Annotated in this window: 20 protein-coding genes, 1 tRNA gene and 1 riboswitch; of the genes, 16 read left to right on the top strand and 5 right to left on the bottom strand. The window is 40.7% G+C overall.

Annotation, left to right across the window (positions count from 1 at the left end; all coding sequences use genetic code 11):
- Positions 1–192 precede the first annotated feature (192 nt).
- The 6 genes from D8804_RS08865 to D8804_RS08890 all read left to right on the top strand — a co-directional run bounded on the left by D8804_RS08865 (position 193) and on the right by D8804_RS08890 (position 10,836).
- A complete protein-coding gene (locus D8804_RS08865) occupies positions 193–1,413 on the top strand; it encodes an alpha/beta hydrolase family protein (RefSeq protein ID WP_125399536.1) in 1,221 nt (406 codons plus the stop codon).
- Positions 1,414–1,877: 464 nt separating this feature from the next.
- Positions 1,878–2,141: a phosphocarrier protein HPr gene (locus tag D8804_RS08870; RefSeq protein ID WP_000146948.1), complete on the top strand. Its 264-nt coding sequence runs from the start codon at positions 1,878–1,880 to the stop codon at positions 2,139–2,141.
- A 5-nt stretch (positions 2,142–2,146) separates the two neighbouring features.
- Positions 2,147–3,880 (top strand): phosphoenolpyruvate--protein phosphotransferase, encoded by a 1,734-nt coding sequence (gene ptsP, locus D8804_RS08875; RefSeq protein ID WP_125399537.1) that lies wholly within the window; start codon positions 2,147–2,149, stop codon positions 3,878–3,880.
- 258 nt (positions 3,881–4,138) lie between these two features.
- Complete coding sequence (locus tag D8804_RS08880; protein ID WP_125399538.1) at positions 4,139–6,661, top strand: pneumococcal-type histidine triad protein; 2,523 nt, start codon at positions 4,139–4,141, stop codon at positions 6,659–6,661.
- 196 nt (positions 6,662–6,857) lie between these two features.
- Complete coding sequence (locus tag D8804_RS08885) at positions 6,858–7,775, top strand: metal ABC transporter solute-binding protein, Zn/Mn family (RefSeq protein ID WP_125399539.1); 918 nt, start codon at positions 6,858–6,860, stop codon at positions 7,773–7,775.
- Positions 7,776–7,782: 7 nt separating this feature from the next.
- Positions 7,783–10,836: a pneumococcal-type histidine triad protein gene (locus tag D8804_RS08890; protein WP_125399540.1), complete on the top strand. Its 3,054-nt coding sequence runs from the start codon at positions 7,783–7,785 to the stop codon at positions 10,834–10,836.
- A 36-nt stretch (positions 10,837–10,872) separates the two neighbouring features.
- Here D8804_RS08890 and pepT read toward each other — a convergent pair whose 3' ends face one another.
- Complete coding sequence (gene pepT, locus D8804_RS08895) at positions 10,873–12,096, bottom strand: peptidase T (RefSeq protein WP_125399541.1); 1,224 nt, start codon at positions 12,094–12,096, stop codon at positions 10,873–10,875.
- Between the two features lie 152 nt (positions 12,097–12,248).
- Here pepT and hemH point away from each other — a divergent pair, with 152 nt between their 5' ends.
- On the top strand, positions 12,249–13,343 hold the full coding sequence (gene hemH / locus D8804_RS08900; protein WP_125399542.1) for a ferrochelatase: 1,095 nt from the start codon (positions 12,249–12,251) through the stop codon (positions 13,341–13,343).
- A gap of 41 nt (positions 13,344–13,384) precedes the next feature.
- Here hemH and mscL read toward each other — a convergent pair whose 3' ends face one another.
- Both mscL and D8804_RS08910 read right to left on the bottom strand, forming a co-directional pair.
- On the bottom strand, positions 13,385–13,765 hold the full coding sequence (mscL, locus tag D8804_RS08905) for a large conductance mechanosensitive channel protein MscL (protein ID WP_125399543.1): 381 nt from the start codon (positions 13,763–13,765) through the stop codon (positions 13,385–13,387).
- An 84-nt stretch (positions 13,766–13,849) separates the two neighbouring features.
- A complete protein-coding gene (locus D8804_RS08910) occupies positions 13,850–14,281 on the bottom strand; it encodes a GtrA family protein (RefSeq protein WP_125399544.1) in 432 nt (143 codons plus the stop codon).
- A gap of 28 nt (positions 14,282–14,309) precedes the next feature.
- Positions 14,310–14,406, top strand: a riboswitch (PreQ1 riboswitch).
- Here D8804_RS08910 and D8804_RS08915 point away from each other — a divergent pair.
- From D8804_RS08915 to dapA, 4 genes are all read left to right on the top strand, one after another.
- A complete protein-coding gene (locus D8804_RS08915; RefSeq protein WP_000737306.1) occupies positions 14,404–14,913 on the top strand; it encodes a QueT transporter family protein in 510 nt (169 codons plus the stop codon). It overlaps the preceding riboswitch by 3 nt.
- A 105-nt stretch (positions 14,914–15,018) precedes the next feature.
- Positions 15,019–15,091, top strand: a tRNA-Thr gene (locus D8804_RS08920).
- A 357-nt stretch (positions 15,092–15,448) separates the two neighbouring features.
- A complete protein-coding gene (locus D8804_RS08925; protein ID WP_049489680.1) occupies positions 15,449–16,525 on the top strand; it encodes an aspartate-semialdehyde dehydrogenase in 1,077 nt (358 codons plus the stop codon).
- Between the two features lie 51 nt (positions 16,526–16,576).
- Positions 16,577–17,512, top strand: a complete 936-nt coding sequence (gene dapA / locus D8804_RS08930) for a 4-hydroxy-tetrahydrodipicolinate synthase (RefSeq protein WP_125399545.1) — start codon at positions 16,577–16,579, stop codon at positions 17,510–17,512.
- 46 nt (positions 17,513–17,558) lie between these two features.
- On the opposite strand, the gene mnmE is transcribed toward dapA, so the two are convergent.
- Both mnmE and D8804_RS08945 read right to left on the bottom strand, forming a co-directional pair.
- Positions 17,559–18,932: a tRNA uridine-5-carboxymethylaminomethyl(34) synthesis GTPase MnmE gene (gene mnmE, locus D8804_RS08935; RefSeq protein WP_095726046.1), complete on the bottom strand. Its 1,374-nt coding sequence runs from the start codon at positions 18,930–18,932 to the stop codon at positions 17,559–17,561.
- Positions 18,933–19,066: 134 nt separating this feature from the next.
- Complete coding sequence (locus D8804_RS08945; RefSeq protein ID WP_001117401.1) at positions 19,067–19,249, bottom strand: 4-oxalocrotonate tautomerase; 183 nt, start codon at positions 19,247–19,249, stop codon at positions 19,067–19,069.
- A gap of 122 nt (positions 19,250–19,371) precedes the next feature.
- Between D8804_RS08945 and D8804_RS08950 the strand changes: the two genes are divergently transcribed.
- The 5 genes from D8804_RS08950 to D8804_RS08970 are packed head-to-tail and all read left to right on the top strand — an operon-like array spanning position 19,372 to position 22,902.
- Positions 19,372–19,962 carry a thymidine kinase gene (locus tag D8804_RS08950; protein ID WP_000068123.1) on the top strand — a complete coding sequence of 197 codons (591 nt, stop codon included), beginning with the start codon at positions 19,372–19,374 and terminating at the stop codon, positions 19,960–19,962.
- Entirely contained in the window at positions 19,959–21,038 is a 1,080-nt protein-coding gene (gene prfA, locus D8804_RS08955) for a peptide chain release factor 1 (RefSeq protein WP_070697119.1), read from the top strand. Before D8804_RS08950 ends, prfA begins: the two co-directional genes overlap by 4 nt.
- Positions 21,038–21,883: a peptide chain release factor N(5)-glutamine methyltransferase gene (prmC, locus tag D8804_RS08960; RefSeq protein ID WP_125399546.1), complete on the top strand. Its 846-nt coding sequence runs from the start codon at positions 21,038–21,040 to the stop codon at positions 21,881–21,883. The genes prfA and prmC overlap by 1 nt, the downstream gene beginning before the upstream one ends.
- Positions 21,867–22,469: an L-threonylcarbamoyladenylate synthase gene (locus D8804_RS08965; protein WP_125399547.1), complete on the top strand. Its 603-nt coding sequence runs from the start codon at positions 21,867–21,869 to the stop codon at positions 22,467–22,469. The genes prmC and D8804_RS08965 overlap by 17 nt, the downstream gene beginning before the upstream one ends.
- Position 22,470: 1 nt before the next feature.
- Positions 22,471–22,902 (top strand): GNAT family N-acetyltransferase, encoded by a 432-nt coding sequence (locus D8804_RS08970; protein ID WP_125399548.1) that lies wholly within the window; start codon positions 22,471–22,473, stop codon positions 22,900–22,902.
- The last annotated feature ends 18 nt before the right edge of the window (positions 22,903–22,920 follow it).

A 22,920-nucleotide genomic window follows, 5' to 3' on the forward strand; every position in this document is an offset into this window, starting at 1 on the left:
GGTATATAGACTATTTAAAAAATATAAAAGACAGTAGATGAGTTAGATAAATGTTGAATATGCAAAAACTATTAGAATAGAGTTATTCACTTTAGAAACTTATACTTACTGTGGAAATATATAGTATAATGTTGTTAGGGAAATAGAATTAATAGATTAATAAATGAAAGAATGCAAATCAGGAGGTGCGTGGTGAAAGAAAACGAGGTCATTTTAAAACGGCAATCTACTCGCGTATTTTTTAAGAATGGGGATACGGATTTTTTCTTTAATTGGTTGCTAGGAATCGGTGAAGTTTTTGGCTTCTCTCATGGAGAGCTGTATTATCTTGCTCAAAAGTTAGGTAATTCACCAAAACCTGATGACTGGAAAAATGAGTTTTTATCACATGTGAACTATCTTGAACAAAAGGTTAGTAATTTAGGTTTGAGTGAACAAACAAAGGCGCAGTATTATCTCGCACAGACCTACTCACTTCGATCGGCAATCCAGTTTACTGATCCATTTTCTGCCGAATACTTACCTATCGTTTGTCAAATGGAGAAGGCGTTCTCTAGTGCAATTCATTCACTAGGTACACCGATTGAAAAACTAACTATTGCTTATCAGGATTCCTACTTGCCTGGTTATTATCTTCATAGCGGTGATAATTGCCCAACGCTGATTATGATTGGTGGAGGTGATACTTATCGCGAAGATTTATTTTATTTTGCAGGATATCCTGGATGGATACGAAATTATAATGTTTTAATGGTTGACCTTCCTGGTCAAGGGAGCAATCCTAGTAGAGGGCTAATCTTTGATGTGGATGCTTCTATTCCAATTTCATTATGCATAGACTGGTTGGAAAATAGAAATCCTAAACTAAATTATTTAGCCATTTATGGTGTCAGCGGAGGGGGATATTTTACCGCACAAGCTGTCGAAAAGGATCCAAGAATTCATGCTTGGATTGCTAGTACCCCTATTTACGACGTTGCAGAGCTCTTCAGAAAAGAATTCGGATCAAGTTTGAAAGCACCTAGTTGGTTAATAAATGCCATTTTAAAATTAGCTGGAAATTTGAATGAATCAGCAAATTTGAATCTTAAAAAGTATGCATGGCAGTTTGGTACTTCTGATTTTAAGAGTGCTATTGATGATGTATTTAACTATGCAAAGATTGTAGATTATCAAAAAATTCAATGCCCATGCCTGTTTATCATGGGAAAGGGTGAGGGTGCTGAACTGCAGCATCAAACTAAGGTAATTTATGAATCACTTAAATCTAAAAATCAACAAACTAAACTTCAAGTATTTGAGGCGGAAAGTGGTGCGGACGCTCATTGCCAAGTCAATAATTTAAGACTCGCCCATAATGTCGTTTTTGATTGGTTGGATACTTTATTTGAATGGAATCAATCAAAGTTTTAGTTCTACTTATACTACTTAGATATATCTACATTTTTACTGTTAGGTGCTACAAGCCTATTTTACTTTAAGTAGCAAATTGAATAAATTCTCTACTGTTGATGGTAAGAGTAGGTTTTAGAATTTCAGTATTTGATGAAGTCTTTTCAAATAATAGGTTTGCTGAGTTATATTAATTATAACTAAATAGTATTATTTTTTCATTATTTACTAGGATTGTCTTCTGATTGATATTAAGAGAAAATAGCTTTGAAAATTGAATTTTGATGATAACATTTTTGAACAATTAGTGTTTAGATATGCTATTTAATTGCTAGAGTGCTCATTATAATAGAAAAAGAAGTAATTTCATTTTCAGTAAAAGTCCATAAAATACTTGAAAAATTATCTTGAAGATGATATAATACAGTCTTGTAAGGGTTATCACATATAACTCAAATAGAAAACACTTAAAGGAGAGTCAAACTATGGCTTCTAAAGATTTCCACGTAGTGGCAGAAACAGGTATTCACGCACGTCCAGCAACATTGTTGGTTCAAACAGCTAGCAAATTTGCTTCAGATATCACTCTTGAGTACAAAGGTAAATCAGTAAACCTTAAATCTATCATGGGTGTTATGAGTCTTGGTGTTGGCCAAGGCGCTGACGTTACAATTTCAGCTGAAGGTGCGGATGCTGACGACGCAATCGCTGCTATCACTGAAACTATGGAAAAAGAAGGATTGGCATAAGGAAAATGACAGAAATGCTTAAAGGAATCGCAGCATCTGACGGTGTTGCAGTTGCAAAAGCATATCTACTCGTTCAACCGGATTTGTCATTTGAGACTGTTACAGTCGAAGATACAAACGCAGAAGAAGCTCGCCTTGATGTCGCTCTACAAGCATCACAAGACGAGCTTTCTGTTATTCGTGAGAAAGCAGTAGGTACGCTAGGGGAAGAAGCAGCTCAAGTTTTTGACGCTCACTTAATGGTTCTTGCTGACCCAGAAATGATTAGTCAAATCAAAGAAACAATCCGTGCTAAGAAAGTGAATGCGGAAGCGGGTCTGAAAGAAGTGACAGACATGTTTATCACTATCTTTGAAGGTATGGAAGACAACCCATACATGCAAGAACGTGCAGCGGATATCCGCGACGTGACAAAACGTGTATTGGCAAATCTTCTTGGTAAAAAATTGCCAAACCCAGCTTCCATCAATGAAGAAGTAATCGTCATTGCTCATGACTTGACTCCTTCTGATACAGCTCAATTGGACAAAAACTTTGTAAAAGCTTTTGTGACCAACATTGGTGGACGTACAAGCCACTCAGCTATCATGGCGCGTACGCTTGAAATTGCAGCTGTATTGGGTACAAACAACATCACTGAAATCGTTAAAGACGGTGACATTCTTGCCGTTAACGGTATCACAGGTGAGGTTATTATCAACCCGACTGATGAGCAAGCGGCTGAATTCAAGGCTGCTGGTGAAGCTTATGCGAAGCAAAAAGCTGAATGGGCGCTCTTGAAAGATGCTAAAACAGTAACTGCGGATGGTAAACACTTTGAATTGGCTGCCAACATCGGTACTCCAAAAGACGTTGAAGGTGTCAATGACAACGGTGCTGAAGCTGTTGGTCTTTACCGTACAGAGTTCTTGTACATGGATTCTCAAGACTTCCCAACAGAAGACGAGCAGTACGAAGCTTACAAAGCTGTACTTGAAGGAATGAACGGTAAACCTGTTGTCGTTCGTACAATGGATATCGGTGGAGATAAGGAACTTCCTTACTTCGATATGCCTCACGAAATGAACCCATTCCTTGGATTCCGTGCCCTTCGTATCTCTATCTCTGAGACTGGAGATGCTATGTTCCGCACACAAATCCGTGCCCTTCTTCGTGCGTCTGTTCACGGTCAATTGCGTATCATGTTCCCAATGGTTGCGCTCTTGAAAGAATTCCGTGCAGCCAAAGCAGTCTTTGACGAAGAAAAAGCAAACCTTCTTGCTGAAGGTGTTGCAGTTGCGGATAATATCCAAGTTGGTATCATGATCGAGATTCCTGCAGCGGCTATGCTTGCAGACCAATTTGCTAAAGAAGTTGACTTCTTCTCAATTGGTACAAACGACTTGATCCAATACACAATGGCGGCAGACCGTATGAACGAGCAAGTTTCATACCTTTACCAACCATATAACCCATCAATCCTTCGCTTGATCAACAACGTTATCAAAGCAGCTCACGCTGAAGGTAAATGGGCTGGTATGTGTGGTGAGATGGCTGGTGACCAACAAGCTGTTCCACTTCTTGTCGGAATGGGCTTGGATGAGTTCTCTATGTCAGCAACATCTGTACTTCGTACACGTAGCTTGATGAAGAAACTCGACACAGCTAAGATGGAAGAGTACGCAAACCGTGCCCTTACAGAATGCTCAACAATGGAAGAAGTTCTTGAACTTCAAAAAGAATACGTTAATTTTGATTAATCAAAAAGTCCTTGCAACTCGGTTGCAGGGATTTTTTGCTTTAAAAATTTAGTGATTGATTTTCAATATAGGATTCTCACATCAGACTGTTCAGATAGAAAGTAGTATAGAAAACAAAAAAATACTTAACCGGTTCATAAAATTCTTGACAAGTTGAAAATTTAGGAGTAAACTATTAACCAGTTAACTATTAGAGAGGAGTTTCTGCAATTTAGAAATGAATTGCGACTAGAAATATCAAAAAGAAAGAGAGTTTCGATGAAAATTAATAAAAAATACCTAGTAGGTTCTGCGGCAGCCTTGATTTTAAGTGTTTGTTCTTACGAGTTGGGACTTTATCAAGCCAGAACGGTCAAGGAAAATAATCGTGTTTCCTATATAGATGGAAAACAAGCAACGCAAAAAACGGAAAATCTGACTCCTGATGAGGTTAGCAAGCGTGAAGGAATCAATGCAGAGCAAATCGTCATCAAGATAACAGACCAAGGCTATGTCACTTCACATGGCGACCACTATCATTATTACAATGGTAAGGTTCCTTATGACGCGATTTTCAGTGAAGAATTACTCATGAAGGATCCAAACTATAAGCTAAAAGATGAGGATATTGTTAATGAAGTCAAGGGTGGTTATGTTATCAAGGTAGATGGAAAATACTATGTTTACCTTAAGGATGCTGCCCATGCTGATAATGTTCGTACAAAAGAGGAAATCAATCGACAAAAACAAGAGCATAGTCAGCATCGTGAAGGTGGGACTCCAAGAAACGATGGTGCTCTAGCCTTAGCACGTTCGCAAGGACGCTATACTACCGATGATGGTTATATCTTTAATGCCTCTGATATCATTGAAGATACTGGCGATGCTTATATCGTTCCTCATGGTGATCATTACCATTATATTCCTAAGAATGAATTATCAGCTAGCGAATTGGCTGCTGCAGAAGCCTTCCTATCAGGTCGGGGAAGTTTGTCAAGTTCAAGAACCTATCGCCGACAAAATAGCGATAGCAGCCCAAGAACTAACTGGGTCCCTTCTGTAAGCAATCAGGGAACTACCAATACTAACACGAACAACAACAGTAACACTAACAGTCAAGCAAGTCAAAGTGATGACATTGATAGTCTTTTGAGACAGCTCTACAAACTGCCTTTGAGCCAACGACACGTGGAATCTGATGGCCTTGTTTTCGATCCAGCACAAATCACAAGTCGCACAGCCAGAGGTGTAGCCGTGCCTCATGGCAACCATTACCACTTTATCCCTTATGAACAAATGTCTGAGTTAGAAGAGCGAATCGCTCGCATCATCCCTCTTCGCTATCGCTCGAACCATTGGCTACCGGATTCAAGACCAGTAGAACCAAGTCCACAAACGACTCCAGAACCTAGTCCAAGTCCGCAACCTACACCAAATCCTCAACCAGCTCCAAGCAATCCAATTGATGAGAAATTAGTCAAACAGGTGATTCGAAAAGTAGCTGGTGGTTATGTCTTTGAGGAGAATGGTATCTCTCGTTATATCCAAGCCAAGGAACTATCGGCTGAAACTACTACAGCAATTGATAGTAAATTAGCCAAGCAAGAAAGTTATTCTCATGAGCTTGGAACAAAAAAAACCAACCTCCCGTCTAGTGATCGAGAATTTTACAATAAGGCTTATGACTTGCTAGCAAGAGTTCATCAAGACTTACTTGATAATAAAGGGCGCCAAGCTGATTTTGACACTTTAGATAAACTGTTGGAACGACTCAACGATTCCTCAAGTGATAAAGTCAAGTTAGTGGATGATATCCTTGCATTTTTAGCACCGATTCGTCATCCGGAACGTTTAGGAAAAGCAAATGCGCAAATAGCTTATACTGATGATGAGATTCAAGTAGCCAAGTTGGCAGGCAAGTATACAACAGAAGATGGCTATATCTTTGATCCTCGTGATATCACCAGTGATGAGGGGGATGCCTATGTAACCCCACATATGACCCATAGTCATTGGATTAAAAAAGATAGTTTGTCTGAAGCTGAAAGAGCAGCAGCCCAGGCTTATGCTAAAGAGAAAGGTTTGACTCCTCCTTCAACAGACCATCAGAATCCAGGAAATACTGAGGCTAAGGGAGCAGAAGCTATCTACAATCGCGTGAAAGCAGCTAAGAAGGTGCCACTTGATCGTATGCCTTACAATCTTCAACATACTGTGGAAGTCAAAAACGGAAGCTTGATTATTCCTCATTATGACCATTACCATAACATCAAATTTGAGTGGTTTGACGAAGGTCTTTATGAGGCTCCTAAGGGGTATACTTTAGAGGATCTCTTTGCGACTGTGAAGTACTATGTCGAACATCCAAACGAACGTCCACATTCAGATAGTGGTTGGGGAAATGCAAGTGACCATGTTCAAAGAAACCAAAATGGTCAAGCTGATAACAATCAAACGGAAAATCCATCAGAGGAGAAACCTCGGACAGACAAACCTGAGGAAGAAAAGCCACGCGAAGAGAAGCCTCAAAGTGAGAAACCAGAATCTCCAAAACCAACTGAGGAGCCGGAGGAAGAATCACCAGAGGAACCAGAAGAACCTCAGGTTGAAACTGAAAAGGTTGAAGAAAAACTGAGAGAAGCTGAAGATTTACTTACAAAAAACCAGGATCCAATTATCAAGTCTAATGCCAAAGAAACTCTAACAGGATTAAAAAATAACCTGCTATTTGGCGCTCAGGACAACAATACTATTATGACAGAAGCTGAAAAGTTGTTGGCATTGTTAAAGGAGAGTAAGTAGTTGTAACAACATTTTCTAACTCCTAAAAACTGGATAGGAGAGCTAGAAAAGATAAAATCGAAAAATGAGAGCAGAATGTGAGTTCTAGTTCTCATTTTTTTCATGAAAATATGTAAAATATCTTGACATATAGTGTAAATAAAGATAAACTATTTACTAGTTAATTAAATGGTTAAATACTAGTTAAGGAGTAATGATGAAAAAAAGAACGATCCTATTATTGATGGTCAGCTTGTTGGCTCTTGTCTTAGGAGCATGTAGTCAAAAAGAAAAACAAGAAGCAAAAGGGATGAAGATTGTCACAAGTTTTTACCCAATCTATGCCATGGTCAAAGAGGTGTCAGGTGACTTGAATGATGTTCGGATGATTCAGTCAAGTAGTGGAATTCACTCATATGAACCTTCAGCGAATGACATTGCTGCTATTTATGACGCGGATGTATTTGTCTACCACTCGCATACACTGGAGTCTTGGGCGGGAAGTCTGGATCCAAATTTGAAAAAATCAAAAGTTAAAGTTTTAGAAGCCTCTGAAGGGATGACCTTGGAGCGTGTACCAGGCTTGGAAGATGTAGAAGCTGGTGATGGTATTGATGAAAAAACACTCTACGACCCTCACACTTGGTTAGATCCTGAAAAAGCAGGCGAAGAGGCACAGATTATTGCGGACAAACTTTCGGAGATTGATAGTGCTAATAAGGAAACGTATCAAAAGAATGCTAAAAACTTTATTAATAAAGCCCAAGAATTGACTAAGAAGTACCAGCCTATTTTTGAAAAAGCGAGCCAAAAGACTTTTGTTACGCAACACACAGCCTTTTCATACCTCGCTAAACGCTTTGGTTTGAAACAACTTGGTATAGCAGGGATTTCCCCTGAACAAGAGCCAAGTCCGAGACAACTAACAGAAATCCAAGAATTTGTCAAAACCTATAAGGTCAAAACCATCTTTACTGAGAGCAATGCTTCTTCTAAAGTCGCTGAGACCTTGGTCAAATCAACAGGAGTTAGCCTAAAGACACTCAATCCTTTGGAAGCAGACCCTGAAAATGATAAAACTTACTTAGAAAATCTAGAAGAAAATATGAATGTTCTTGCAGAAGAATTAAAATGAGGAGATTATGAAAATTAAGAAAAAGTATCTTGCGGCGGGTTCGGCTTTAGTCCTTTCCCTAAGTCTTTGCATCTATGCACTGAACCAACACCAGGTAGAAGACAAAAAAGATACAAATCGTGTATCTTATGTTGATGGGAAACAAGACTCTCAAAAAACAGAGACTCAGACACCAGATCAAGTTAGTAAAAAAGAAGATATTCAGGCTGAGCAAATTGTCGTGAAAATTACCGATCAAGGTTATGTGACATCACACGGTGATCATTTCCATTATTACAATGGGAAAGTCCCTTTTGATGCGATTTTCAGCGAAGAGCTTTTGATGAAAGATGCCAATTATCAACTGAAAGACGCTGATATTGTCAATGAAATCAAAGGTGGCTACATTATCAAGGTGGATGGTAAGTATTATGTTTACCTTAAGGATGTGGCGCATGCAGATAACGTTCGTACGAAGGACGAAATTGAACGCCAAAAACAAGGTCATACTCACGATGCACCAACTTCTAACAGTGCAACGACACTTGCACGATCACAAGGACGCTATACTACCGATGATGGATACATCTTTAATCCATCTGATATTATAGAAGATACTGGTGATGCTTATATCGTTCCTCACGGTGGACATTACCACTACATTCCAAAGAGTTCCTTATCTGCTAGCGAATTAGCAGCTGCTCAAGCCTACCTATCTGGAACTAGAAAACAGCCGAGTGTGACTGACTATCGTCCAAGTCAAAATGGAACCAGTCAAACCACTAATCCTAGTCAACAAACTGAAACACCAAGCAATCCAGAAGAGAGCTTACAGAGTCTATTGCAGCAACTCTATGCACTTCCAAGTAATCAACGTTATGCAGAATCTGATGGCTTGATTTTTGACCCTGCTAAGATTTCAAGCAGAACGCCAAGTGGCGTAGCGATTCCTCATGGAAATCACTATCATTTCATCCCATATACAAAGCTTTCTGCCTTGGAAGAAAAGATTGCGCGTATGATTCCTTTATCTAGCGACAGTGGGAAGCCAACACCTTTGGAAAATCCAAGCAAGCCAGCAGAACATCCAGCTCAACCTGATCATCATCATGACCAAGACGGTGACCATGGAAGTCAAGATATCAACCATGAAGATCATGACCATGATGGAGAGGAGCATGACCATCACCACGGTGAAGAACATGATCATGGTTTTGCAGCTGACCGTGTTATTAGTGAAGATGAGCAAGGGTTTGTAGTTTCTCATGGAGATCACGCTCATTATTTCTTTAAGAAGGACTTGACTGCAGCCCAAATCAAAGCTGCCCAAGATCACTTGAAAGAAAATCATCAGCCGCAGCACGTTCAACCACTTGCAAAGACTGTGGAAAGTTTCTCAAGAGATGCTAGCGATGAAGAAAAAATCAAGTATATCTCACAGACCTACGGAGTACCGCTCGAAGCGATTCGCATTTCAAATGGATTCTTTGTCTTTGGAAATCCGGATCAAGCCTATGATCCAACCCATATCCATCCCTATGCTGTTCGAAAAGAACATGTTCGTATTCCTCTCCAAACTGGGAATCCAGAACTGGATTTCCTAAATGAACTTTATACGACTGCCCTACGTGATGGGGTGTCTCCTTATAGTTTACAGGTAGAAAGTGGTAGTTTTGTGATTCCTCACGGAGACCACAATCACTACATCAAGGTTCAAACTAAGGGCTATGAAGTAGCTTTGAAAAACAAGATTCCAGCCCTACAATCGACCTATCAACCTGGAGCATTTGATGAACAAACTGTTCTATCTAAAGTTGATCAACTGTTAGCAGATAGCAGAAGTCTCTACAAAGACCAGCCTATCATGCAGAGACGTGTTGAACTTGCTTTGGGGCAATTCACCGAAAATATGAAAAAACTGGCAACAAACTCAACTGCTGGATATCTAGCAGCCTTGGATCTCTTTGATAAACAGTATATCCATGTGGATCAAAGTGTGGCACCAGTTGAAACTTCACCTTTAGATAAGAAGTACCAAGCCCTTGTAGATAAGATCAATACACTGGATACGGACACTTATGGCTTGTCTAAGAAAGATCTTTTGGTACATTTGCAGGAAGCAAAACTAGCACAAGATGAGACAGAGTTGGCTGCCATTGAAGCGAAACTTCAGGCCTTGCAAGATTTCCGTGATCGGACAGGGGTTACAACAGTAGAGTACATCAAGTATTTCTATGAACATGTATCTGATGGTCGTTTGAGAGAAGAACTTCGGAACCGTGTTGCCAAGTTGACATGGGAACTTTACCAGTCACAATCTTTCCTCAAAGCAACCGACTTGAACAAGCTATTCCCAACTATTTACCAAACTAAGCTAGAAGTAGAAGAAGCTCTCAAAGAAGAACCCGTTTCTACAAAAGCTGGTAAGACTATTCTAGATACGGAAAAAGTAGATAGTCAAACCGCTAAGACAGCCATCTATGAATTCCTAAAAGAACTCTACGGTGATTTTATGCCAGAAGAGCGGGTTAGCCATGTTAAGAAGGAAGAAGTGGATGCTCTCCTAACCAAAGTTGCCCAACTCCTAGCACGTGTTAAAGAGGATGGTGTCAAACAATCCCTAGCTGAAGAAGCTGCTAATATCAAAGCGGCTACTGAAAAGGAAAATGCAGACCTTGACGAAGCTAAAACACAACTTGAGGATCTTTTAAATCGTATTGCAGCGACTATCCAACGAGAGGAAAAAGAAGCAGAAAAAGATCCACAAACTGTGATCATCTACCAAAAACTCTATAATGTCTTGCTCTCTCTTCACAAGTACTTAGAGGATAACAAAGGATCCGATGCTGACTTTGAACGTGTTGATGCCCTATTTGATCAACTTGCAGCCAAAAGCAGTGATAAAGAAGGTCTCCTCACTCTGGCCAAAGAAATCATTAGCTTGAACCAAGAACTTCGTTCAAAATCAAGTGAAATTGATAGCCAATCTAAGTCTGAGAAAGACAGTGAAACAGCTGCTTCTCAAGCAAGCGAAAAACAAGAGAAAAGTGAGTCTGATCCAAGTACTCAACCAAAGGAATAAAAAGAAAGGCGAAGTAGCTGAGCTACCTCGTCTTTTTTAGTCTTTATAAGATACAATGCCAATGATGGTATCTACAGCGCGCTCCATAGTCTGAAGGCTGACGTATTCAAAACGTCCATGCATGTTTTCACCACCTGCAAAGATATTAGGAGTTGGAATTCCCATAAAGGAAATCTTAGATCCATCTGTCCCACCACGAATTGGTTCAATGATTGGCGTTATTCCCAGATCTTCCATAACAGCTTTAGCAATGGTAACGGGCGTCATGTCTTTCTCAATGACTTCTTTCATATTGTAGTACTGGTCTGTCAGAGTCAAGGTAACGCGATCATTCCCAAGCTCTTGATTCATCTTGTCAGCAATCTCCTGCATGGCTTCCTTACGAGCTTCAAAGGCATCCTTTTCAAAGTCGCGAATGATATAGCTTGAATGCGCCTCCTCGACACTACCTGACACATCCATAAGATGATAGAAACCTTGGTAACCATCTGTCAACTCAGGTCGGTCATTCTCAGGAAGTTGATTATGAAAATCAATCGCTAACTGAAGAGCATTGACCATCTGTCCTTTAGCGGTACCAGGGTGAACATTGCGTCCTTGGAAATGGAGTTCAGCAGCAGCTGCTGAGAAAGTCTCGTACTGAAGTTCACCTAGTGGGCCACCATCAACAGTATAGGCAAAGTCAACGTCAAAGTCTTCAGCATCAAACTTGTTAGCTCCAACACCGATTTCTTCATCTGGTCCAAAACCAACACGGATTTCACAATGCTTGATTTCAGGGTGAGCAGTCAGATATTCAATAGCAGTCATAATCTCAGCAACCCCTGACTTGTCATCAGCACCCAGCAAGGTCGTGCCATCAGTTGTGATAAGGGTTTGGCCTGGATATTTCTCAAGGCTCTTGAAATCAGCAGGATCGAGTTTAAAACCAGAATCACCTAAGTCGATAGCTCCACCATCGTAATTTTCGATGACTTGCGGATTAACTCCCTCAGCATTAAAGTCAGCTGTATCCATGTGGGAGATAAATCCAATCTTACGTGTCAAGCTCGGATCATTAGCTGGCAAGGTTCCAATAGCAAAACCATTTGGTAGGTAGTAAACATTTTGCAGACCAACACGTTTCATTTCGGGAATAAGAATATTGGTCGCAAAATCTACCTGACTTTGCGTACTTGGAGTAGTAGTAGAGTGTTCGTCAGAGCGGGTATTGACCTTAACGTAGGTCAAAAAACGTTCTAAAAGGTTGGGATAAGTCATAAAAACTCCTTTAATATCATTTTTTTCATTGTATCATAGAATGGAGAGAAAGACAAAGAGAAGTAANTAAAAATAAAATGAATGAAAGCGTTTATTTATTATATATTTCATGGTAGAATGGTAATTGAAAAAAACATCACAAGGACATATCAATGAAAAAAGCAATTTTAATGATGACATTTGGTTCGCCAGAAGAGATTACCTTTGAGAGTGTAGCGGATTTTTTTACCAATATTCGTCGTGGAATCAGACCCAAAGATCACGAGATTCAGACTCTCTATGACAATTATGTTCGTATAGGTGGTACGCCCCTGCAGAGGATTACACGTGAGGAGGTCAATTTAGTCAAGGAACGTTTAGGAGAAGAGTATGGCATCTACTTTGCCAACAAATTTTCTCGGCCCTTTATCCCTGATGTGATCAAGCAGATGGAGGCTGATGGTGTTGAAGAGTGTATTTGTTTGATTTTAGAACCACATTATTCCTTCTACTCGGTTATGGGGTATGAAAAGTTTCTGGAGAGCCAGCAAATCCGGTTTTTAGTCATTAAGGATTGGTATCAGCAACAGTCTTTGTTGGACTTCTGGACAGATGAGATTAGCAAAATTTTACGGAACGATGTGGGAGAAGAGTCTTTTAAGGTAATTTTCTCAGCCCATAGTGTTCCAATTTTTGCCTTGGACTTTGGAGATCCTTATATCGATCAGATTTTTGATAATAGCAAGCTAATCGCTGAACAACTCGGATTGACGGGCGATCAGTATACCAATACTTGGCAGAGCGAAAGCGATATTGGAATCCCTTGGATCAAGCCAGATGTACTCGAGTATCTGAGAGAACAGAAACAACATCCAGAGCATTATATTTTTGTACCAATTAGCTTTATCAGTGAACATATCGAAGTTCTTTTTGATAACGATGTAGAATGTTATGAATTATGTCAAGAATTAGGTGTCACCTACCATCGACCACCTATGCCAAACACAGACTCTCGTTTAATTGACGCTTTAGTTGATACTGTAAGAGCCAATGAACAAAAAGAATTTAAGGAATTTCTCCCAGAAGAAGAAACCTTTGACGAGCTAGCTCCGTCAGCCACCACTAAGGATATTATGGAGGAGACAGACGACCTCCAGATGCCAGAATTTGTGAAAAAACTCATTGAGAAAAAAGGCCGTGAAAATGTGAAGATGCCTTACTTGATTAAGAAAATGCTAGAAAAGGCTGGTAAGTTGCCGAAAGACTAAAGAAAAAAGGATTTAGCATGAAGCTAGATCCTTTATTTGTCTTATTTTTTCTCAAGAAGATCTTTGATTTCTTGAAGGACTTCAAGTTCAGTTGGAGCAGCAGGTGTATCTTCGGCTGGCTCTTCTTTCTTAGTAAGGTTTTGAGCTTTTTCAACAGCTTTGATAACGAAGAAAAGGACAGTGCCAATCACTAAGAAGTTGATAACAGCACTCAAGAAGCTACCATAACCAACACCATTCCATGAAAGTTCAGCGATGCGTTCAACGTTCGCCGCTTTCAAAGCTGGGTTCAAGATAAGTGGAGTGATGATGTCATTTACAAGTGAAGTAACGATAGCACCAAAAGCAGAGGCGATGATCACACCGACAGCGAGGTCAACGACATTGCCACGAAGCAAAAATTCTTTAAGATCTTTTAACATTTTCATAATTTCCTTTCAAAAACTAATCTTAATTGTACCTGAAATACCTAGATATTGCAACCTTAATGCTTAATGACATCCATTTCATTTATAAAAAACGTATACTTTACTAAAAATATAGTTAAGAATGATAATCAAAATCTGCGCAATTAGAGTTTCGATGGTATTGACCTGATCTAGTTGATCGTTGACAAATTGCCCGATAATATCGGGATAAGATGTAACAAAGATATAAGTTAAAAGAACGTCAAGACCAAGAGTAGAGAGACGAGCTAAGAAAAACTTAGCCAGGCGAGTCGGCCAATTCTTTCTCTTTTGCTTAAAGACGATGGTGTCATTTGTGATAAAGGCAAAGAGAATCCCAATGATATTTGCGAGTACGGTTACTAGGATTTCCTGGTGACTGATATGGTAAATAACCAAACGTGATAAAATCGAGATCAGAGTAGTAGCTCCACCGAAAAATAAGTAGGAGAGGATTTCGTTATCAAAGAAAGTTTTTATTAGTTTTTTCATGATTTTAGTATAGCATAAAGCTGGCTATTATGCTATACTGGTAAGGTTGATTCAATCAACCCTTGGTGCTTAGCTTCTTTCACCAAGCATATTTTACGCGGGAAACCGCCAAAGGAGAAAACATGAAAAAATTAACTGTTCGTGATATGGCAGATATTGCTATCGTTGCTGCTATCTATGTGGTTTTGACCATCACCCCACCCCTTAATGCCATTAGCTACGGTGCCTACCAGTTCCGTATTTCTGAGATGATGAATTTCTTGGCCTTTTACAATCCCAAATATATCATCGGTGTGACGATTGGTTGTATGATTGCTAATTTCTTTAGCTTTGGTCTAATAGATGTCTTTGTCGGTGGGGGATCTACCCTAGTTTTCCTTAGTCTAGGTGTATGGCTATTTAGCAAGTACAAGAAAGACTATCTGTTCAATGGTTTGATTCGTAAAGATCATTTCTTCTTTTCAATCCTCTTCTCAATTTCAATGATTACCATTGCAGCTGAACTCCATATCGTTGCAGAGGCTCCATTCTTCTTTACATGGTTCTCTACTGGAATTGGTGAGTTTGCATCACTTATCGTAGGTGCGATTCTGATCAATAAACTGGGACAGCGAATCGATCTTACAAAATAAGAAGTTTATAAGCTAGATTCTTGCTAAATCTAGCTTTTTTCATTCCATAAAATTAAAAGAGAGCGCTTGACAAGAACATAGAACTATAGTATACTTTTTAGGTAAGCTGATTTAGCTCAGTTGGCAGAGCGCATCCATGGTAAGGATGAGGTCGCCGGTTCAATCCCGGCAATTAGCATGATAGAAACGAAATGACCTTGGGAAGCCAAGGTTTTTCTTATACTTCTGTGATAATGAAGCTAAAGAGTTTTGGCTGTTGACAAAAGTGCCCCTATCTAGTAGAATAGTAGTTGCGATGAGTCGATAGGTAGTCTTCGGATTACTATTGAGCATAAGGAGGTCATAACGCAGGAGCGGACCTTGATGAGTTGTGTGAACCTGCTCATCACATGAAGATGCCTCTTAGTCCCTAGTCAATGACTAGGGATTTTTAATTTTCAGAAAATAGAACCCAAAAATGCTTTTCAATTTTTAGAAAAAGTAGTATAATACATATATTATAGAAATTTTTAGAAAATTCCGAAAGAGGTTATTTATGGGATATACAGTTGCTGTAGTCGGCGCGACAGGTGCTGTCGGAGCTCAGATGATAAAAATGTTGGAAGAATCAACACTTCCAATCGATAAAATCCGTTACCTTGCTTCTGCACGTTCAGCAGGCAAAACTTTGAAATTTAAAGACCAAGATATTACGATTGAAGAAACGACTGAGACAGCTTTTGAGGGTGTTGATATTGCACTCTTCTCAGCAGGTGGTTCGACATCAGCTAAGTATGCACCATACGCAGTTAAAGCTGGAGCGGTAGTAGTAGATAATACATCTTACTTCCGCCAAAATCCAGATGTTCCTTTGGTTGTTCCAGAGGTCAATGCTCACGCACTTGATGCCCACAACGGAATCATTGCCTGCCCGAACTGTTCAACAATCCAAATGATGGTGGCTCTTGAGCCGGTCCGCCAAAAATGGGGCTTGGACCGTATCATCGTTTCAACTTATCAAGCCGTTTCAGGTGCTGGTATGGGAGCGATTCTTGAAACACAACGTGAACTTCGTGAAGTCTTGAATGATGGTGTGAACCCACGTGATTTACATGCGGAAATCTTGCCTTCAGGTGGTGACAAGAAACACTATCCTATCGCCTTTAACGCTCTTCCACAAATCGATGTCTTTACTGACAATGATTACACTTACGAAGAGATGAAGATGACCAAGGAAACTAAGAAAATCATGGAAGATGATAGCATCGCAGTGTCTGCAACATGTGTACGTATTCCCGTCTTGTCAGCTCACTCTGAATCTGTTTACATCGAAACAAAAGAAGTGGCTCCAATCGAAGAAGTGAAAGCAGCTATTGCAGCCTTTCCAGGTGCTGTTCTTGAGGATGATGTAGCTCATCAAATCTATCCGCAAGCTATCAATGCTGTCGGCTCGCGTGATACCTTTGTTGGTCGTATCCGTAAAGACTTGGATGCTGAAAAAGGAATCCACATGTGGGTTGTTTCAGATAATCTCCTCAAAGGTGCTGCTTGGAACTCAGTTCAAATCGCAGAAACGCTTCATGAGCGTGGATTGGTTCGTCCAACAGCTGAGCTGAAATTTGAATTGAAATAATGGTTTAGGAGTTCGAATGAACTCCTTCTTTGAAATAGAGAGGTGTTTCTCATGTCTTACCAAGAACTAAAAGAATGTAAAATCATTACAGCCTTTATTACCCCTTTCCATGAGGATGGTTCCATCAACTTTGATGCCATTCCTGCCTTGATTGAGCATTTATTGGCCCATCATACAGACGGCATTCTTCTTGCAGGGACGACTGCTGAGAGTCCGACCTTGACTCACGATGAAGAGTTGCAACTCTTCGCGGCTGTGCAAAAGGTTGTCAATGGACGTGTTCCTTTGATTGCGGGTGTAGGCACCAATGACACACGTGACTCTATCGAGTTTGTCAAAGAAGTCGCAGAATTTGGAGGGTTTGCAGCTGGCCTTGCTATCGTGCCTTACTATAACAAACCTTCTCAAGAAGGGATGTACCAGCACTTTAAGGCGATTGCAGATGCTTCTGATTTACCTATTATCATCTATAACATTCCAGGGCGTGTGGTTGTCGAATTGACTCCAGAAACCATGCTTCGCTTGGCTGACCATCCAAATATCATTGGTGTCAAGGAATGTACTAGTTTGGCCAATATGGCTTACTTGATTGAACACAAGCCAGAAGAGTTCTTGATTTATACAGGTGAAGATGGGGATGCCTTCCATGCCATGAATCTTGGTGCAGATGGGGTTATTTCTGTTGCCTCTCATACAAACGGGGATGAGATGCACGAGATGTTCACTGCAATTGCAGAAAGCGATATGAAGAAAGCAGCAGCTATTCAACGTAAATTCATTCCTAAAGTCAATGCCCTCTTCTCTTATCCAAGCCCTGCACCTGTCAAGGCCGTTTTGAATTACATGGGATTTGAAGCGGGTCCAACTCGTCTACCTCTAGTTCCAGCACCAGAAGAAGATGCCAAACGCATTATCAAGGTTGTTATAGATGGCGACTACGAAGCAACTAAGGCAACCGTAACAGGTGTCCTTAGACCAGATTACTAATGAAGACAATAAAATCCATGACTGCAAGAACGATCATGGATTCTTCTTATTTTCCTAAACAGAATTGGCTAAAGAGTTGGGTGATGAGTTCATCAGGTGCGGCATCTCCAGTGATTTCTCCTAGGATTTCCCAAGTACGGGTCAAGTCAACTTGCAACAAATCAACTGGCATACCCAGCTCAAGACCTTGGTTAACAGCTTGTAGGCTTTCAACTGCTTTTTCAATCAAGGAAATATGACGGGCATTTGACAAGTAAGTAGCATCTTGCTCAACCAAACCAGCATTTTCAAAGAAGAGGTTGTTGATTCTATCCTCAATCTTATCAATGTTTTGATTTTTAAGAACTGAAATACGGATGATATCTTCAGGGAGTTCTGAAGTTTCAATCGCTTCAGGAAGATCCGTTTTATTAAGTAGAATAATGCGGTTGGTATCTTGGCTGATTTCTAAGAGTTGGCGATCTTGGGCGGTCAGTGGTTCACTGGCATTTAGTACTAGTAGTACCAAGTCAGCTTCCTTGAGGGCTTTTCTAGAACGTTCGACACCGATTTGTTCCACGATATCATCTGTATCCCGGATACCGGCTGTATCAATCAATTTGAGAGGAACCCCATTGATGTTGACGTATTCTTCGATGACATCACGGGTAGTACCAGCGATGTCCGTTACGATGGCCTTGTCTTCACGAAGGAGATTGTTGAGGAGGCTCGATTTACCAACGTTGGGGCGTCCGATGATGGCAGTTGAAATTCCCTCACGAAGGATTTTACCGCGACGAGCTGTTTTAAGGAGATTGGTTAGCAATTGCTCAAACTCCATAGTTTTCTCACGGACGACTGCAGTAGTGGCTTCCTCAACATCGTCATACTCAGGATAGTCGATATTGACCTCAACTTGGGCAAGTGTATTGAGGATTTCTTGACGAGTATTATTGATAAGATCAGAAAGAGAACCGTCCAATTGTTTGACTGCGATATTCATAGCTTTGTCAGTCTTGGCACGGATGATGTCCATCACCGCCTCAGCCTGTGTTAAGTCCACACGACCGTTTAGAAAGGCACGCTTGGTAAATTCACCAGGTTCGGCCAACCGAGCTCCTTCACGAATAGCTAGTTGGAGAATCTCATTGGTCACCGCAATCCCACCGTGAGTGTTAATCTCGATAATATCCTCACGAGTGAAGGTCTTTGGAGACTTCATAACTCCAACCATAACTTCGTCCATGACCTTCCCTGTCTGCGGGTCAATAATGTGACCGTAGTTGAGGGTATGGCTTGCAACCTTGCTCAAGTCTTTTCCTTTAAAAATCTTTTGCGCAATGGCAAAACTATCTGTTCCGCTCAAGCGGACAATACCAATGGCCCCTTCTCCAAGAGGAGTAGAGATAGCAGCAATGGTATCAAATTCACGTGTAATCATACTATTTCCTTTTGTATTTCTTTTCTTAGGATAGGTATCCAAGCATCTCTTCAAATTGTAACAAAATTAGACTATTTCTTCAATGGATGCTACTTGGAGATTGAAAAAGCCTAAGCAATACTGCTTAAGCTGGTTTATTTGGTGCGCATTTCTCCTTGTGGGAAGTAAGTCCCTTCTGGCATGTCGTTGATGATGACATGAACGGCTGATTGAGGGGCTCCAGTGTTACGGACAACAGCTTCCGTTACTTCCTTAGCAAGAGCTTTCTTTTGCTCGAGCGTGCGACCTTCAAATAAATCGATGCGTACAAATGGCATAATAGCTTCCTCCACTAGTTTTTGATTTCTTCTATTTTACCACATTTTGCCGTTTAAAGCTTCAGAAAATTATGATATACTAGAATGTAGCAAAAATTTAGAAATGGACGTGAAATAGAAGCATGGCACAGTTGTATTATCGTTATGGGACCATGAACTCTGGTAAGACGATTGAGATTCTCAAGGTGGCCTATAACTACGAGGAGCAAGGAAAGGGAGTTGTGATTATGACTTCTGCTCTGGATACGCGTGATGGTGTCGGCTATGTATCTAGTCGGATTGGCATGAAACGCCCAGCCATTGCGATTGAGGAAACGACAGATATCTTTGGCTATATCCGAGACTTACCTGAAAAACCTTACTGTGTGTTGGTCGATGAGGCCCAGTTTCTCAAGCGTCACCATGTTTACGACCTAGCTCGTGTTGTGGACGAGCTAGACATACCTGTCATGGCTTTTGGTTTGAAGAATGACTTTCGCAATGAATTGTTCGAAGGTTCCAAATACCTCTTGCTCTTAGCAGACAAGATTGACGAAATCAAGACCATTTGTCAGTACTGTAAGAAAAAGGCGACTATGGTGTTGCGTACGCACGATGGTGTGCCAGTCTATGATGGTGAACAAATTCAAATCGGTGGCAATGAAACCTATATCTCAGTCTGCCGTAAACATTATTTTGCCCCTGAAATCAATAAGGAGAATGAGGAAAAATGAACATCTATGATCAACTACAAGCTGTAGAAGACCGATATGAAGAATTAGGAGAATTGCTCAGTGACCCTGATGTGGTATCTGATACCAAACGTTTCATGGAATTGTCCAAAGAAGAAGCTTCCACTCGTGACACAGTAACAGCCTACCGTGAGTACAAACAAGTCCTTCAAAACATCGTCGATGCTGAAGAAATGATTAAGGAATCAGGTGGAGATGCGGACTTGGAAGAAATGGCCAAGCAGGAACTGAAAGACGCTAAGGCTGAAAAAGAAGAGTATGAAGAAAAACTCAAAATTTTGCTCCTTCCAAAGGATCCAAACGATGATAAGAACATCATCCTTGAAATCCGTGGAGCAGCTGGCGGAGATGAAGCAGCACTTTTTGCTGGGGATTTGCTAACCATGTACCAAAAGTATGCAGAAGCCCAAGGCTGGCGCTTTGAAGTCATGGAAGCCTCTATGAACGGTGTCGGTGGTTTCAAAGAAGTGGTTGCCATGGTTTCTGGTCAATCTGTATACTCTAAGCTTAAGTACGAATCAGGTGCCCACCGTGTGCAACGTGTCCCTGTGACAGAGAGCCAAGGGCGTGTACACACTTCAACTGCGACAGTTCTTGTTATGCCTGAAGTGGAAGAAGTTGAATACGATATTGATTCAAAAGATCTTCGTGTGGACATTTACCACGCATCTGGTGCTGGTGGTCAGAACGTCAATAAGGTTGCGACTGCCGTGCGTATCGTTCACTTGCCAACCAATATCAAGGTTGAGATGCAGGAAGAACGTACCCAGCAGAAAAACCGTGAGAAGGCTATGAAGATTATCCGTGCGCGTGTTGCTGACCACTTTGCACAAATTGCCCAGGATGAACAAGACGCTGAGCGTAAGTCGACAATCGGTACTGGTGACCGTTCAGAACGTATCCGTACTTACAATTTCCCACAAAACCGTGTCACAGACCACCGTATTGGATTGACCCTCCAAAAACTAGATACCATCTTGTCTGGTAAATTGGATGAAGTTGTGGATGCCTTGGTTCTTTATGACCAAACACAAAAATTAGAAGAATTAAACAAATAATGAAATTAGCTCAATTATTTTCCGATTTTGAAGAAGAGTTGATAAGACAAGGAGAGGAAGCAGAAAGCCTCTCTTTTGTCTATCGTAACCTAAAAAATCTATCTTTTACAGATTTCGTCTTTGCCCTCCAGCAAGAAGTAACCGAAGTAACCAAAGAGGAAGAATTATTTATAGAAGAAATTTACCAGCAGTTAGTAGCCCATACACCGGCCCAGTACATTATCGGTCACGCAGATTTTTATGGAATGAAGCTAAAAGTGGATGAGCGGGTTTTGATTCCTCGTCCAGAAACAGAAGAGTTGGTGGAACTCATCCTCACAGAAAATCCTGAAGAAAATCTCAAGGTCTTGGACATCGGTACGGGAAGTGGTGCTATTGCCCTCGCCCTAGCAAAAAATAGACCAAATTGGTCAGTGACAGCAGTTGATATTTCACAGGATGCACTAGATTTGGCGGCTGAAAACGCTAAAGTTCAGAATCTCCAGATATTTTTAAAAAAATCCGATTGTTTTACAGAAATTTCTGAAAAATATGATATAATTGTATCCAATCCACCCTATATCTCTCGTGAAGATGAGTCAGAGGTTGGTTTGAATGTTTTGTATTCAGAACCTCACCTAGCTCTCTTTGCAGATGAGGATGGCCTAGCTATTTACCGTAGAATTGCGGAAGATGCAAAAGACTATCTCAAAGATGGTGGTAAGATTTACCTTGAAATTGGATACAAGCAAGGTCAAAGTGTTCCTGCGCTTTTTAGGAAACATCTTCCTGAAAAACGAGTACGAACACTCAAGGACCAATTTGGTCAAGATAGGATGGTTGTAGCTGATGATGGACAGGATTAGACAAGAGTTGGAAAAAGGTGGAGCTGTCGTTCTACCTACCGAGACAGTTTATGGTCTCTTTGCTAAGGCCTTAGATGAAAAGGCTGTCGACCATGTTTACCAACTCAAACGTCGTCCTAGAGACAAGGCGCTCAATCTCAATGTCGCTTCTCTAAAGGACATCTTGCACTTTTCTAAGAATCAGCCAACTTATCTACAAAAACTTGTAGAGGCCTTTTTACCAGGACCCTTGACCATTATCCTCGAAGCCAATGACAATGTTCCCTATTGGGTCAATTCTGGTCTTGCAACGGTGGGATTTCGGATGCCGAGTCATCCCATTACGCTTGATTTGATCCGAGAGACTGGTCCTTTGATTGGACCGTCTGCCAATATTTCAGGTCAGGCAAGTGGAGTGACCTTTCAGCAAATCCTTGAAGATTTTGATCAAGAGGTTCTGGGTCTGGAGGACGATGCTTATCTAACTAGACAGGATTCGACCATTTTGGATTTGTCTGGAGATAAGGTGAAAATCTTACGCCAAGGGGCGATCAAGCGTGAAGATATTCTTGCTCAGTTGCCAGAGATTCCTTTTGAGGAGAAATGAGATGTTAAGAGATTTGCAAGAAACAGATGTAAAAGCTATATGTGACATCAATCAAGAAGTCTTGGGCTATTCTTTTAGTCCAGAGGACACAGCTAGTCAACTAGCTAGATTATCTCAGGATTCACATCATTTCCTACTTGGCTATGAGGATGCAGCCAGTCATGTCTTGCTTGGATATGTCCATGCTGAAGTTTATGAATCCCTCTATTCCAAAGCAGGATTTAATATCTTAGGCTTAGCGGTTTCACCTCAAGCACAAGGGCAAGGTATCGGTAAAAGCTTACTGCAAGGGTTGGAGCAAGAAGCAAAAAGACGTGGCTATGGGTTTATCCGTTTAAACTCTGCTGATCATCGTCTAGGTGCTCATGCATTTTATGAAAAAGTTGGTTATACTTGTGATAAAATGCAAAAACGGTTTATTCGCATCTTTTAGTTTATTTTGTAAACACAA

The organism is Streptococcus oralis, assembly GCF_003944215.1.
Lineage (GTDB): Bacteria > Bacillota > Bacilli > Lactobacillales > Streptococcaceae > Streptococcus > Streptococcus oralis_BI.